14 protein-coding genes are annotated in these 13,918 nt (G+C 43.2%); 4 read left to right on the plus strand and 10 right to left on the minus strand.

The window, feature by feature from the left end:
- Positions 1-194: 194 nt before the first annotated feature.
- The 4 genes from AB4263_RS18575 to potA all read right to left on the minus strand — a co-directional run bounded on the left by AB4263_RS18575 (position 195) and on the right by potA (position 4,105).
- A complete protein-coding gene (locus tag AB4263_RS18575) occupies positions 195-1,229 on the minus strand; it encodes an extracellular solute-binding protein (protein WP_017059628.1) in 1,035 nt (344 codons plus the stop codon).
- A gap of 149 nt (positions 1,230-1,378) precedes the next feature.
- The gene (potC, locus tag AB4263_RS18580; protein WP_017059629.1) at positions 1,379-2,149 is read right to left on the minus strand and encodes a spermidine/putrescine ABC transporter permease PotC; all 771 of its coding nucleotides are present in this window, start codon (positions 2,147-2,149) and stop codon (positions 1,379-1,381) included.
- A complete protein-coding gene (gene potB, locus AB4263_RS18585) occupies positions 2,149-3,006 on the minus strand; it encodes a spermidine/putrescine ABC transporter permease PotB (protein WP_017059630.1) in 858 nt (285 codons plus the stop codon). Before potB ends, potC begins: the two co-directional genes overlap by 1 nt.
- Complete coding sequence (gene potA / locus AB4263_RS18590; protein ID WP_017059631.1) at positions 2,990-4,105, minus strand: spermidine/putrescine ABC transporter ATP-binding protein PotA; 1,116 nt, start codon at positions 4,103-4,105, stop codon at positions 2,990-2,992. The genes potB and potA overlap by 17 nt, the downstream gene beginning before the upstream one ends.
- A 328-nt stretch (positions 4,106-4,433) precedes the next feature.
- Between potA and AB4263_RS18595 the strand changes: the two genes are divergently transcribed.
- From AB4263_RS18595 to ttcA, 4 genes are all read left to right on the plus strand, one after another.
- On the plus strand, positions 4,434-5,261 hold the full coding sequence (locus tag AB4263_RS18595; protein ID WP_017059632.1) for a hypothetical protein: 828 nt from the start codon (positions 4,434-4,436) through the stop codon (positions 5,259-5,261).
- The gene (locus tag AB4263_RS18600; protein WP_372098691.1) at positions 5,254-6,102 is read left to right on the plus strand and encodes a glucosaminidase domain-containing protein; all 849 of its coding nucleotides are present in this window, start codon (positions 5,254-5,256) and stop codon (positions 6,100-6,102) included. Before AB4263_RS18595 ends, AB4263_RS18600 begins: the two co-directional genes overlap by 8 nt.
- A gap of 122 nt (positions 6,103-6,224) precedes the next feature.
- Positions 6,225-6,875: a DUF2987 domain-containing protein gene (locus tag AB4263_RS18605; RefSeq protein ID WP_372098692.1), complete on the plus strand. Its 651-nt coding sequence runs from the start codon at positions 6,225-6,227 to the stop codon at positions 6,873-6,875.
- A 319-nt stretch (positions 6,876-7,194) separates the two neighbouring features.
- Positions 7,195-8,088, plus strand: coding sequence for a tRNA 2-thiocytidine(32) synthetase TtcA (gene ttcA / locus AB4263_RS18610; RefSeq protein ID WP_017059635.1), 894 nt, complete (start codon positions 7,195-7,197; stop codon positions 8,086-8,088).
- Between the two features lie 103 nt (positions 8,089-8,191).
- Here ttcA and uspE read toward each other — a convergent pair whose 3' ends face one another.
- The 6 genes from uspE to AB4263_RS18640 form a co-directional block, all read right to left on the minus strand.
- A complete protein-coding gene (uspE, locus tag AB4263_RS18615) occupies positions 8,192-9,142 on the minus strand; it encodes a universal stress protein UspE (protein ID WP_017070547.1) in 951 nt (316 codons plus the stop codon).
- A 132-nt stretch (positions 9,143-9,274) separates the two neighbouring features.
- A complete protein-coding gene (locus AB4263_RS18620) occupies positions 9,275-10,021 on the minus strand; it encodes an FNR family transcription factor (RefSeq protein WP_017059637.1) in 747 nt (248 codons plus the stop codon).
- 86 nt (positions 10,022-10,107) lie between these two features.
- The gene (locus AB4263_RS18625) at positions 10,108-10,782 is read right to left on the minus strand and encodes a sulfite exporter TauE/SafE family protein (RefSeq protein WP_017059638.1); all 675 of its coding nucleotides are present in this window, start codon (positions 10,780-10,782) and stop codon (positions 10,108-10,110) included.
- Complete coding sequence (gene ccoS, locus AB4263_RS18630) at positions 10,772-11,008, minus strand: cbb3-type cytochrome oxidase assembly protein CcoS (RefSeq protein ID WP_017070549.1); 237 nt, start codon at positions 11,006-11,008, stop codon at positions 10,772-10,774. The genes AB4263_RS18625 and ccoS overlap by 11 nt, the downstream gene beginning before the upstream one ends.
- On the minus strand, positions 11,008-13,380 hold the full coding sequence (locus AB4263_RS18635; RefSeq protein WP_102428849.1) for a heavy metal translocating P-type ATPase metal-binding domain-containing protein: 2,373 nt from the start codon (positions 13,378-13,380) through the stop codon (positions 11,008-11,010). Before AB4263_RS18635 ends, ccoS begins: the two co-directional genes overlap by 1 nt.
- A gap of 5 nt (positions 13,381-13,385) precedes the next feature.
- A complete protein-coding gene (locus AB4263_RS18640) occupies positions 13,386-13,865 on the minus strand; it encodes a FixH family protein (protein ID WP_017059641.1) in 480 nt (159 codons plus the stop codon).
- Positions 13,866-13,918 lie beyond the last annotated feature (53 nt).

Genomic DNA, 13,918 nt, shown 5'->3' on the forward strand with positions numbered 1-13,918 from the left:
TGTTTGATTTGGAGCTGGGTAGTGAACCCAAGGTAAAGGATTTCGAAAAATCGCGCTATATTATAGCAGCGATATAATAAAATAGGCAGCCTAAGCTGCCTATTCATTGATATTCTTATTTTTAACTTATTGATTATCTACGTTGACCTGTTAAGTAAACTGGTTACTTAGCCACAGTTAGATAATAAGCTAAATTACTGACCTGCTTTAAGTTTCATGAAGTAATCTTCGTACTTCACTGTCTTATCGCCAACCGCAGCTTGCCATTCAACACGATCAAGGTCTTCTTGCGATGGGAATAGCGCAGGGCTATCTTTGAACTTCTCGTTAGACGCTTTAACGGCCGTTAGGTAGCCTGTGTCACGAGAAATTTGCTCAGCAATTTCAGGGCGAAGTAGGAAATCAATCATCTTATGAGCTGCTTCTACGTTTACCGCACCAGAGCTAATCGCAAAGTTATCAACCCAACCGATACCGCCTTCTTTAGGGAAAACCAGTTTGATTGGTAGACCTTCGTTTTGCGCTGCAGCAGCAGAACCGTTCCACAGCATACCAAGACCCACTTCACCAGACATGTAAGGCGCGCCTGGGTTGTCTGAGTTAAATACTAGAACGTTTGGCATAAGCTTTTGTAGCTCAGCGTACGCTTCGTCGATCTCTTTTTCGTTGGTTGTGTTACCAGAGTAACCTAACTTACGCAGTGCGATGTGGAACACTTCACGAGTGTCGTCCATCATCATCAGTTGACCTTCAAGCTCTGGCTTCCATAGATCAGCCCAGCTTTGGAAATCTTCTGGATCGTACATGTCAGTGTTAACAGCAAGACCTGTGATCGCAACTACGTGTGGAATAGAGTAGTCGTTGCTTGGGTCGTACGGCTTATCTAGATAGTTAGTATCTAGATTCTTGAAGTTGTTCAGCTTAGTTTTGTCGATCTTTTGTAGCATACCTTCGTCACGCATCTTAGATACGAAGTAAGTCGACGGCACAACTAGGTCATAGCCTTTGTTGTGTGTTTTTAGCTTTGCGTACAGGGTTTCGTTCGACTCGTAAGTCGAGTAGATCACCTTGATACCAGTTTCATCAGTGAACTGTTCTAGAATCTCACTGTTGATGTAAGGTCCCCAATTCATGAATACCAATTCTTTGTTATCTTTTGCAAATGATGGTGCAGATAACATTGAAAGCGCACATGCACTACCAGCTAATAGAGTAGCCCATTTTTTCATTGACGTTAGCTCCAAACTAAACGTTGCCCGAAGGCAGTAGATAGAAAAACAGAATGGCAATTTACCATTCTGTTTATGATTAACACTTTTTTTGAACTTGAAGTCTCTTAACTTCTTAATCAAGCCAGTCTCTATATAGAGTAGGAGACTTACTTGATTTTTTCTCTCGCTAATGACTGAGAAATGATCACCAGTATTAACGACACCACTAACATCACTGTTGCTAGGGCGTTTACCTCAGGAGAGATACCCACTTTAACCATTGAGTAAATCTTCAGTGGTAAGATTTCATACGTTGGGCCGGTTACGAAAGAGCTAATGATTACATCGTCCAAAGACAGAGTGAAGCTCAATAACCAACCCGCAGCAACCGCTGGCTTAGCAAGAGGCAGAATGATCTGTTTTAGAATCGTCCATTCACTTGCACCTAAGTCTTTTGCTGCTTCTAGCATCTTCACATCAAAGCCATTCAAGCGACTGTATACCGTTACTACAACAAACGGTAGACAGAAGGTAATGTGAGCAGCAAGTAGGGTAAAGAACCCAAGTTGAACACCCATTACCAAGAATAGCGCAAGAAGCGAAATCGCCATTACGATATCTGGAGACATCATTACGATAAACAGCATGCCATTTACGATGCCTTTACCTTTAAATTGGTAACGGAATAGGGCTACTGCTGTAAGGCTCCCGACAATCGTTGCGGCTGTTGCTGAGAACACCGCTACGTTGATCGAGTGCCACGCAGCCTGCATTAGGCTGTCGTTGTTAATAAGCGCGTCATACCATTTAGTGGTGAAGCCACCCCATTTCATACCAAACTTATTGGCATTAAACGAGTTAGCGATCAATACGATAATAGGTAGGTATAGAAAGGCGTATACCAGCGCCATAAAGCTGAACTTAACTGTGCGCCCCATTAGTCTAGCTCCACTTTCTTGTTCAATAGCTTACCTGCTCGGTAGTAGGCATACAGCATCACAGCCATTGCCATGGTCAGTGCGATACTCGTCGCTGCGCCAAACGGCCAGTCTCGAGCGTTGAGCACTTGGCTCTTAATCACGTTACCAATCAATAGGTTCTTAGCTCCGCCTAATAGGTCAGAGATGTAGAACATACCTAACGCTGGCAGTAGCACTAACAAACAGCCGCCAATAATGCCCGGCATTGTTAGTGGTAGTACCACTTTCAATAGCGTTTGCAGTTTGTTCGCACCTAAATCTTTAGCCGCTTCTAAATACGTATCGTCCAGTTTTTCAATCGCTGAATACAGCGGCAGAATCATAAACGGAAGTAGGATGTACACTAAACCGATCATTACTGCGGTTTCTGAGTACATGATACGTAGCGGTTTATCAATGATATCTAACGCTAACAAGCTTTTGTTCAAGACACCTTGCGTACCCAGTACAATTTTTAATCCGTATGTACGAATCAAAGAGTTCGTCCAGAATGGTACTATCACTAGGAACAACATGATTGGACGCCACTTCGCCGGCATTTTTGCCACGATGTAAGCGAATGGGTAACCAATAATCAAACAAAGTAGGGTTGCGACAATTGCCATATAGAAAGAGTGCATCAACACTTTAAAATACAGCGGGTCAGCCAAACGCACGTAGTTATCGAGAGTGAAGGTCATCTCGATCAAGTTCGCTTCATCACGAGTTAAGAAGCTAGTACCAATGATCATGATGTTTGGAATCATCACGAACAACACTAACCAACCTGTGATTAAAGCAACAATTGCGTTTTGTAAATTAAACTTCTTGCTCATCTTCTAATACCACTTCCCAGCTCTCAACCCAAGTTACTGCAACTTTTTGGCCCAGTGAGTGATCAACATCAGGGTCATCTTCGTTGAAGAATTCGCTAACCATGACACGCATACCAGATTCAAGTTCTACGACTGAATCTAATGTCATGCCTTTATAGGTTCGCTCGACAATGTGGCCAACAATACCGCGTTGCTCTGACTCTTTAATTTCTTCGATTCGAAGATCTTCAGGTCGAAGCAATACTTGCAGTTTTTGACCCGGTGTTACGTCTTTATCGTGATAGATAATGGACTCTTCACCTTCGATTGTCGCAACAATGCGTTTTTCATCTTGACGAGATTTCGCTGTCGCTTCGAATACGTTAATTTCACCAATGAAACGCGCTACAAATAGGTTCTTAGGCTCTTCGTAGATCTCTCTTGGTGTTCCGTCTTGTTCAATCACGCCATCACGCATAACAATAATACGGTCAGACATAGACAGCGCCTCTTCTTGGTCATGCGTTACAAAAATGAACGTGATACCAAGTTGGCGTTGTAATTGTTTCAGCTCGATTTGCATCTGTTTACGTAGTTTGTAATCCAGAGCAGATAGAGATTCATCCAACAAAAGAACTTTAGGCTTATTAACGACAGCACGAGCGATTGCGATACGTTGCTGTTGACCACCAGATAGCTGGTGTGGCTTTCGTTGTGCCATTTGTTCTAGGCGCACCATTTTCAAAGCATCCATTACACGAGGTTCAATCTCGCTGTTTGGAACTTTCTGCATGCGTAAGCCAAATGCCACATTGTCGAAAACGGTCATATGCGGGAATAGGGCATAGCTTTGGAATACAGTGTTTACATGCCTTTGTTCAGCAGGAACTTGGGTTACGTTTTGTTCAGCTAATAGTATTTGACCACTATCTGCCGTTTCAAAACCCGCAATCATTCTTAGCACGGTTGTTTTACCACAACCTGATGGGCCTAAAATCGTGAGAAACTCACCATGATTTACGTTTAAATCCAGATTGCCGATGACTTCCTTACCATCGAAACTTTTACTGATGCCAGTTAGCTGTACTACTGGCTTTCCTACTGATTTTTTAGCGTTCAACGTCTGTTTTTCTCCACCTTGGTTCTATTTGAGACCTGTTGCTATACACCTTTAAGGCGCGCATCATAATCACCAAAAACGTGAATTCAAAGCATTTTTTACCTTTCGAAGATAAAAATTTCGCAGGTAAAAGTAAACATCCTTTACCATACTGTTATTTACTGGGTTTACACCCTAACAAGTGTCTAATTATTAACCATCAAGACGCAAAAGCAAGCCTTGTTACAGATTCATATTTTAGTTTGTATCCGACATATGAGTATAATGAAGGTAATTTTTTATCAATAAGTTAGGTGGCTTCGCTTAATCGGCACACCTAGGTATCAATATGAACAACGACATCGAAAAAGATTTTAATTTGGGCGGTAGTATCAACCGTGCACTTTCTGGCGATTATGAGCTCAAAGCAACGGCTGTATTCCAAGAAGCTTGGAAACATACGATAAGTCACTTTCTTTCGTTTTCCCCAGCGATTATTGCTTTGATGTTTGTGCAGCTCGCTATCTTTTATATCGCACTAAAACTACAGCTTGGTGATCCCGCGGTTATCTTAGATGCAGTTATCGACCCAGAGTCGTTTACGCCACAAATCGTTGAATCGATTTTTATCGCGAACTTTAGCTATGAAGTGATCAGTGCGCCTATCTATGCGGGTATCTGTTTAATGGCAATGAGTCACGCCGCTGGCCTACAAACCAAAGTACGCCACATCGGTAAAGGTTTGCAGTTTACGGTTCCGGTTATTCTAGTGACTTTGTTTAGCCTAATGCTTCAAGGCATCGCAGGTATGATTCTGCCGTTCTTGTCTATCTACTTCTCACTGGCGTTCAGCCATTCGATTCTGCTGATTTGTGATAAGAAAGTGCCGCCAATGCAATCGCTGCTGCTTTCTCTGCGTGCTGTCAACAAAAAAATCTTCACCGTTGCTTCTATCTACCTATTAGTAATGCTGATGTTCATCGTCGCGGCGATGATGTACGGCATTGGCCTTATCTTCGTTTTACCTTTCTTCTTCCACGTGAAAGGGATTCTTTACCGTGAAATGTTTGGCATCAAGTTGAAACTGATTGCTTCAGATCGTCCAAAGAGCGATGACGATAACAACGATAGCAATAACGACGACAATAACAAAAACCCACAGGTGTTCGATGCATAAAGACACACAGGCAAGCACAAGCAAATCACTTGCGCTTAAAGTGACGGCACTGGCTCTTGTTGGCTCTATTTCAATGATTGGTCCTTATATTTACCAAGAAGAAGAACGTCGACGAACGACAGAGCAGAGCTCCAACTCAACTGACCAGTTTGGTGACTTGACGGTTTCTTCGAGCACACCGAACTTTGCGGCCATCGAAGATGTGAATGAGAAAAAGGACACGTTCTTTTCGTTCCTACGTCCAAGTATCAATATCGAAAACAAACGTATCACCAAAGAACGCGCGTTTTTAACTAAGCTCTCTGAGTCCGGTTTAAGCAGTATTGATTCTGAAGACGCGTCTTATGCGAAAAGGTTAGGGAAGTTATACAGCTTGCCTGTACCTAGTGAAGGTTTAGATCAAGTATGGCTGACAGAGATGCTTAACCGCGTGAATGTGCTGCCAGAGGCACTTGTACTGACACAAGCTGCGAATGAGTCGGCTTGGGGAACATCGCGTTTCGCCACCAAAGCGAACAACTATTTTGGACATTGGTGTTATACCAAAGGTTGTGGCCTTGTTCCGCTACAACGTAACGAAGGTAGCTCGCATGAAGTCGCCACATTCTCTTCAAGCCAAGAATCCGTACATCGTTACTTCATGAACCTTAATCGTAATCGTGCTTACGCCGATCTAAGAGCGATTCGTGCAAAACTTGCTGCCCAAGGTGATGATCTTTTAACAACCGCAACGGCGACAGAGCTCACCAATGGCTTGTTAAAATATTCTGAGCGAGGTTCCGACTATGTGACTGATTTACAAGCTATGATCCGTCACAACGAGGTATACTGGAAAAAGTAACTCATTTTGATACCAACTTGGTTGCCTTCGATAGTCGGCTTATACCAGTAATATCACAAAAAGAGCAGCTCATTGGCTGCTCTTTCTATTTATAAACGCTCAACTTCGACAAGATTATAATAATGAAAAAGACAGCACTCGCTTTATTAGCCTCATTAAGCCTTGGGGTTTCTCTTCCTGCTACAGCGCAAGAATACATGTTCACGTATTCTAAGCTTTATACTCAGCTGAAAAACAACACCAAAGAAGGGCATGATGATGTCAAAGTTGCGGTCTTCTTTGTTGATCAACAAGCTCAGCAAACCTGTCACATCAGCAAAGCTTGGATGGAAAAAGAAGAGCACTACGAAGAGCTAAAAGTCTCTCCAGCCAATGAACTGCTTCTACCGGTAGATCAAAACCTACGCTCAGCAAACCCTCTTATCTTTGTACAAACTCAAGAACAGGAATGTGCGTATTCTTTTGTGGTGATGACTCAAGAGCCTTTAGCTGGCACAGTAGAAGTTGCACAGATAGAAAACCTATTGCCACAGATGCAGGCGATGCTTGAAGACGTCAGCGGTATGTTCTCTGGTTGGTTCACGCCAGATATCCAAGGGTTAACGCTAGAGTTCGCTAATAAGCTGGAAGGCAACATCGAGCTTTCAAATAGCAAGCAACTACCAATCAAAGAAGGACGTGCGAAATTCACCTTAGAAGAACTGAATGGAAGTGACAGCATCACGTTGCCAGAACCAACAGTTCGCGTATTGCCGTACATTCCCGCGCAATAATTTTTAACAGAATCATTGTTAGTGAAGTAAAAGCTTAGCGAAATCATCCCCCTAAGTTTTTGCGACATATCTTAAAGCAGCCTCATCGAATAAGATCAGGCTGCTTTTCTTTATCTATGATACCAACCGAGAGCTTGTGAAGCCGCGTTTCTCTGCCGTTTAGGCGCTTATCGAACAATAAAAGCAGAATCTTTCTATTACTCAGCTTGTTTATCCGGCCGTTACTATTTCAACATCAAATAAAAATCCGTATAATCCACGCCCTAAAACAGTCCCACTAGCAATCTACAGTCGGTAATACGACGGTGTGAGAGTCGCAATGAACCAAAACGATAATAGAAAAGAAACACTTGAATTCAACAAACTTCAGAAACGTCTGAGAAGAAATGTTGGAAATGCCATCATCGACTACAACATGATCGAAGAGAATGACGTAGTAATGGCATGTATTAGTGGCGGTAAAGATTCATTTGCGATGTTAGATATTTTGCTACGTTTACGTGAAGCAGCACCGATCAAATTTGATGTTGTGGCAGTAAACCTAGATCAAAAACAACCTGGGTTCCCTGAACACATTCTTCCTGAGTACTTTGAAACACTGAACATTCCTTACTACATCGTAGATAAAGACACGTATTCAGTGGTTAAAGAGAAAGTGCCAGAAGGTAAAACAACGTGTGGCCTATGTTCTCGTCTTCGTCGTGGTACTTTGTACTCATTCGCAGAGAAGATTGGTGCAACTAAGATCGCTCTGGGTCACCACCTAGACGACATCGTTGAGACCATGTTCCTAAACATGTTCCACGGTGCGCGCTTAAAGGCTATGCCACCAAAGCTTCGTTCAGATGATGGTCGTAACGTTGTTATTCGTCCACTGACTTACTGTCGTGAAACGGACCTAATCAAATACGCAGAACATAAAGAGTTCCCAATCATTCCTTGTAACCTATGTGGCTCTCAAGAGAATCTACAGCGTCAGAACATTAAAGCGATGCTAATTGATTGGGATAAGAAAACGCCAGGTCGTGTTGAGAAGATCTTCAAGTCAATCCAGAACGTAAGTCCAAGCCAACTGGCTGACCGCGAGCTGTTTGACTTCGTGAACCTTCCACTAGACCGTAGTGAAGACCGCAAAGCGTACGAATTCGAAGAAGCTGAAATTTCATCTTCTAACATCGATGAGTCAATGTTCATCGACGTAACGAACGTATAATAAGAATAATCGTTGTAGAGCAATAGATGCGCCTACAACAGACAAACAAAAACGCCTCAAGCAATGCTTGAGGCGTTTTTTTATAAGTTAAACTATCCCTGACCTAACCTTTCGAAAGGTTAGGATCTAGTGGGCTGACGTAACCAGACGGTTTAAGAGCCAACACATCACAGTTAATCTTATCGATAACATGTTCCGCGGTATTACCAATAAACACGGCAGACAAGCCAGTACGACCCGTTGTACCCAGAATCACCATAGCAGCGTTATTTTCAGAAGCGACGCGAGGAATAACATCTTCTGGCAAGCCTTGTTCAACCACAGTTTGTTCTTCACACATACCGTGCTTCTGGCGCAATGCTTTCATTGCCGTTAAGTGATGGCCACGAACCGCATCGGTATAAGACGTTGGATCAAACTCTGGCAGTTCAATGGTAATATTCGCAGGTGTCACAGGGTAGGCATTCACCAAGAACGGTTCCGCATCCAAACGACCGGTGATCTCTAGCAATCTGTCGACCATCGTATCGTTAAGCTCTAAATGAGCTTCTGTTTCAGAACCTACATGAACTGAAGCAAAAATCTTCGCGTGATCTGGCCAGAAATCGTTTTTAACCAATAGCACTGGGCTAGGGCACTTTCTCAACAGATGCCAATCGGTTGGAGTGAAGATGACAGATTCCAAAGTATCGTGTTTACGCGTACCTTTGATTAAGATGTCGTGCTCACCACTGTAAACCTCGGCAATGATCGCTTCGTATGGGCGGTTATGCCAAACCACTTGTACATTAAATTCAATAGAATCATCTAGGTAAGGTTCTGCGACTTTATTCATCCAAATTTCGCGTTGGTGAATTACGCCTTTGCGCATTGCGTCTCTTTCATCGATAGAGAGCATAGATGTCATTTCATACGAGAAGTCGTATATCGACAAAAAGAAAGTGATGTGGCTTGTTGAGGTGCTTTTCTTAGCAAGTTGGATAGCACGAACTAGAGCAGGTTGCTCATCGTGATTAATGTCTGCGACAACTAAAATTTTGTTATAGATACTCATAACTAAGCCTACTTTTCAGACCGAACATATAAATAATGTAGCGTAGTTATGGAGAGATTAAGAGAAATATAAGAGGTTTTAAGAGAGAAACATGATGTAGCTCATTATTGAACTACATCATTGATATCTAGACTATTCTTTTGAAACGCCAGCAAGTTCCATCAACGCATCGTGATCTTCGATAGTGATATATTTGCCTTTAACGCTCAAGATGTCTGCTTTTTGGAAGCGACCTAGAAGACGGCTGATTGTTTCAACAGTCAAACCAAGGTAGTTACCAATATCGCCACGAGTCATCGTTAGACGGAACTCACGCGGGCTGAAGCCACGTTGAGAGAAGCGAGTCGAAAGGTTGTAAAGGAATGCAGCAAGACGCTCTTCCGCGTTCTTCTTAGAAAGAAGCAGAATCATTTCTTGGTCACCTTTAATCTCGTTACTCATCAGGCGCATAATTTGCTGACGCAATTTAGGCATTTTTCCTGATAGGTCATCAAGAATCTCATATGGGATTTCACATACCATAGAAGTTTCTAGCGCTTGTGCAAAACTAGGGTGTTGGTCACCAGTAATCGCATCGAAGCCAACAAGATCGCCCGCTAGGTGGAATGCAGTAATCTGCTCATCACCTTGCTCGGTAATCGTGTAGCTCTTGATCGTTCCAGAGCGAATAGCATATAGAGATTTAAGCTCGTCACCGGCTTTAAATAACTCTTGGCCTTTTTGAATGGGCTTTTTTCTCTCAATGATCTGATCAAGTTGATCGAGTTCAGATTCATTCAAAGTAAACGGAATACAGAGCTGGCTAATACTACAATCCTGGCAATGGATCGCACAGCCACCAGACTGAACACGTTTCGTCACAGGCTTTTCAGAAATCATAACAATCTTTCACTATTTGATATACGTCAATATTTTAGCATTCCTTTATCCAGTTGGGTAGTAAAAAAACCGGATTTAAAGATTACCTATACGGTATAAATAATGAGCTGCAATGCCATATATCCGGTATAGAAACCGTAAAGGAGGATTAAAATTGCGCCTAATTGGCGAAATAAGTCAGCTTGTTGCAGTTTTTTGAGGAAATTAGCGCCCATGCCTACTGTGAGCATTGCTGGAAGCGTACCTAAACCGAAAGCAAGCATGATACCGGCACCGTTGTACCAACTTCCTGATACGGCCGCCCACGTAAGCATTGAGTAAACTAAGCCACATGGTAGCCAACCCCAAATAAAGCCAAACGGCAAAGCATGGCTAGGGTGCTTCAAGGGTAGAAATGATTTACCTAAAGGAGAGATATAGCGCCATAGTTTCTGCCCGACTTTTTCAAAGAACAACAAGCCGAACCACCATTTACCGATATACAAACCTAAGACGATCATAAAGCCAGCTGCAAATAATCGCAGCCAACCTAGCAGAGCGTTAAAATCGCTTAGCTGACCTATCGAAGAGATTGCACCGCCAATCACACCACCAATCACGGCATAACTTAGCAAGCGCCCTAGGTTATAAAGTAGGGGAATAACAGGGGAAGGTTTACTGTTGCCAATCGAAAGAAGCGACGCAATACCACCACACATTCCCATGCAGTGACCTGCGCCGATCAATCCAACAACAAAGGCTCCGATCCAATCAGGCGTCATCGTTCTTTTTGTCTACGTTAGTTTGGCTCTCGCCGTTAGCTTTCTCATTCTTGACAGGTTTGCTATCAGAATGGTTGTGAGCCTTTTCGTCTTCATCAAACAGAATGTTGTGACCTTGACGTTCTAGGTCTTCAAACTGTTCGCTCTTCACCGCCCATAGAAAAATACCAACAGCGATGCACACCAGTACAATCGCAATGGGGATCAGGATGTATAAACTTTCCATTATTTACCTTGCTCTTTTAAAAGCCTTAACGAGTTAGACACAACAATAATAGAGCTGGCAGACATGCCCACAACGGCAATGTATGGAGCAACCAAACCCGCGACAGCCAATGGAAGGATAAGTAAGTTATATCCTAATGACCAAGCTAGGTTTTCACGAATTATCTTACGTGTTTTTAACGCCAAAGTACGCGACTTAAGTAATCTATCGAGCTTATCACCCAGTAACACCATATCCGCAGAAGCTTTCGCCACGTCTGTACCGCCGCCCATAGCGACAGAAAGGTGGGCACCTGCAAGAATAGGGGCATCGTTAATGCCATCGCCAACCATCATGGTAATGTCACTTGCATCTCGAGAGTTCAGGTAAGCAAGTTTATCTTCAGGTTTCGCGTTAGCAACAATATCAGTAATACCAATCTCTTCAGCAACAGGCTTCGCGTTAATCAAAGAATCGCCAGTAAGCAGAGTTGTTTTGATGCCCGCTTCTTTAAATTGCTTAATAAACTCGATGCTTTCTTTACGGATTGGATCTTCATAAGTAAATGTAGCGATATGACGACCCGCCATCGACAAGTAAATGCCGTTGCTTTCCGATGGTTGAGCTTCACCTAGAATGAATTCACTACTACCAATCGCAACTTCTTGGCCATTCCACTCACCAGTGATACCTGAACCAATCACGTTATTAACTGACTCTACTTCGATATCATCTGAAATATGAGTCTTAAACGCTTTAGCGATAGGGTGGTTAGCGTGTTGTTCCAGGCTCGCCGCTACTTTGAGACAAGTGTCTTTATCAAGTTCAGCGAAGGTTTCAACTTGGCTGATACGAATATCACCCTCAGTCAATGTACCTGTTTTATCGATGATCAAGTGATTCACTTTGCACAAGGTTTCGAATACGTGGCCTTTGCGCAGCAAAATACCGAAGTTACCCATGCGAGACGTTGAACAAGTAATCGCCGTCGGTGTTGCCAGTGACAGAGCACAAGGACACGTTGCTACCAATACCGAAAGCATGATCCAGAAAGCGTCTTCTGGTCGTGTTTGGTGCCAGTAAAACCAAGTACCGAATGAGATGATTAAGATCACCGCAACAAAGTATCGAGCCACAACATCAGCAATTTCTGCAATGCGGGGTTTAGACAATTGCGCTTCGTCTTGCAGGCGAACGATATTGGAAATAACCGAATCCGCTTTTGACGTCATTACTTCCAATTCAAATGATTCATCACCATTCAATGTACCAGCAAAGACGGTATCGCCTTCGTTTTTGACCACATGGATAGATTCGCCAGTCAGCATCGATTCATCGATATGAACTCTGCCAGACAATACTTTGCCATCGGCAGGAATGTGCTCACCCGGTAGAACGCGAATTTGGTCGCCAACTTTTAAGGTTTTGACTGGAACTTGTTCGCCATCTAACGTTGTTGCCATAGCAGGAACGAGCTTAAGCAGGTTACCACTAGCAGCGGCGGCTTTACGACGAGCGCGCATTTCAAGGAAACGACCAAGCAGTAGGAAGAAGGTAAACATCGAGATAGATTCGAAGAATACTTCACCTTTCTCTGTCACCGTTGCGACCAAACTTGCAACGTAGGCAAACAAAAGAGCGATCGACACAGGTACATCCATACCCAATGTTCGACCTTTGAGGCTACGCCACGCGTTGATATAGAAAGGCAATGCAGAGTAGAGCAGAACCGGTGTTGCAAAGATTAAGCTCACCCAACGGAAGTAGCTTTTGAATTCGGGCTCAAGGTTACCGAAGACTTCAAGATACAGCGCCACAGCCAGCATCATGACCTGCATGGTTGCTAAACCAGCAATACCAAGACGATAGAGATAATTCTTCATCGATCGATGATAGGCGGCTTCTTGTTGATCAGCCTCAAAAGGTGCGGCTTTGTAGCCTAAGGTATGGATTGCAGACAACAGCTCGCTCAGTTTCGTCTGAGTGTTGTCCCAACTGAGCAGGGCGCGGTTAGTCGTGGTATTAACACGAATACTAACAACCCCTAACTTTGAAGAGACTTGCTTTTCAATAAGCCAAGCACAAGCAGCACAAGAGACACCTTCTAGTGACAATGTCACTTCAGAGGTGTTTTCAGAGTTACGGACGAACTCCAATTGAACATCTTCGTTGTCGTAATGACTGAGTGCCAGAAGTTGCTCTGGCACGAGATCCGCTTTTTCAGCTGGAGCGGTACGATATTGGTAGTAAGAGACCAGACCGCTATCAACGATTGTCTGGGCTACGGTTTCGCAACCCGGACAACACATAGGTCGCACCGATCCTAAGATTTCTACTTTAAAATCCGTTTCCGCTGGTACATCTTCACCGCAGTGATAACAGGATTCACACATAAGATTTAGTTCGTTAGTTGAGTAGGAGTATCAATAGGGAAGTTCATGCGACCTTGCACTAACCATTCAGAATCATGCGGAGAAAGCTCGATAAACCATGGACCTTGCATTTCATGATCCAGAGTCAACGTGTAGTTGCCTCTCGCATCAGCGGTCAGTAGCTGAGTAAAATCACGGTCAGGCAGCGTTCGGTGCACGAACATTGCGCTAATAGCAGGGAAGTGGTCTAGTTTGCCTTTGTCGAGAGTAATGATAACTGAGTTACCTTTCTCGCTAACTGAAGCTGATAAGCCAAGCTCTTTAGCAACATTTACTTTCGAAATGTCGACATTAATACCTTTACCTTTTTTATAGTAATCTTCAGTGACAACGTTAACTGAATGGTTGGTAAGTATCGCGACTCGAACCAATGTTAGCATAGAAACGCCAACGGTTAGGAAGATCAAAAACCACGGCCAAAACTGCTTATACCAAGGTTGTTCCATATTATTATTCTCAATATATACAATGAAATAAAACTAATTTTTACAAACACTTA

The organism is Vibrio sp. 10N.261.55.C5 (genome assembly GCF_041470505.1).
In the GTDB taxonomy this organism is placed as follows: domain Bacteria; phylum Pseudomonadota; class Gammaproteobacteria; order Enterobacterales; family Vibrionaceae; genus Vibrio; species Vibrio crassostreae_C.

What these genes read in the sequence shown, in the direction of transcription:
- AB4263_RS18605 (WP_372098692.1), top strand. Translation starts at nt 6,225, where the DNA reads ATGAAAAAGACAGCACTCGCTTTATTAGCCTCATTAAGCCTTGGGGTT.
- AB4263_RS18600 (WP_372098691.1), top strand. Translation starts at nt 5,254, where the DNA reads ATGCATAAAGACACACAGGCAAGCACAAGCAAATCACTTGCGCTTAAA.
- ccoS (WP_017070549.1), bottom strand. Translation starts at nt 11,008, where the DNA reads ATGGAAAGTTTATACATCCTGATCCCCATTGCGATTGTACTGGTGTGC.
- AB4263_RS18620 (WP_017059637.1), bottom strand. Translation starts at nt 10,021, where the DNA reads ATGATTTCTGAAAAGCCTGTGACGAAACGTGTTCAGTCTGGTGGCTGT.
- potC (WP_017059629.1), bottom strand. Translation starts at nt 2,149, where the DNA reads ATGGGGCGCACAGTTAAGTTCAGCTTTATGGCGCTGGTATACGCCTTT.
- potB (WP_017059630.1), bottom strand. Translation starts at nt 3,006, where the DNA reads ATGAGCAAGAAGTTTAATTTACAAAACGCAATTGTTGCTTTAATCACA.
- AB4263_RS18625 (WP_017059638.1), bottom strand. Translation starts at nt 10,782, where the DNA reads ATGACGCCTGATTGGATCGGAGCCTTTGTTGTTGGATTGATCGGCGCA.
- AB4263_RS18640 (WP_017059641.1), bottom strand. Translation starts at nt 13,865, where the DNA reads ATGGAACAACCTTGGTATAAGCAGTTTTGGCCGTGGTTTTTGATCTTC.
- AB4263_RS18595 (WP_017059632.1), top strand. Translation starts at nt 4,434, where the DNA reads ATGAACAACGACATCGAAAAAGATTTTAATTTGGGCGGTAGTATCAAC.
- AB4263_RS18635 (WP_102428849.1), bottom strand. Translation starts at nt 13,380, where the DNA reads ATGTGTGAATCCTGTTATCACTGCGGTGAAGATGTACCAGCGGAAACG.
- ttcA (WP_017059635.1), top strand. Translation starts at nt 7,195, where the DNA reads ATGAACCAAAACGATAATAGAAAAGAAACACTTGAATTCAACAAACTT.
- AB4263_RS18575 (WP_017059628.1), bottom strand. Translation starts at nt 1,229, where the DNA reads ATGAAAAAATGGGCTACTCTATTAGCTGGTAGTGCATGTGCGCTTTCA.
- uspE (WP_017070547.1), bottom strand. Translation starts at nt 9,142, where the DNA reads ATGAGTATCTATAACAAAATTTTAGTTGTCGCAGACATTAATCACGAT.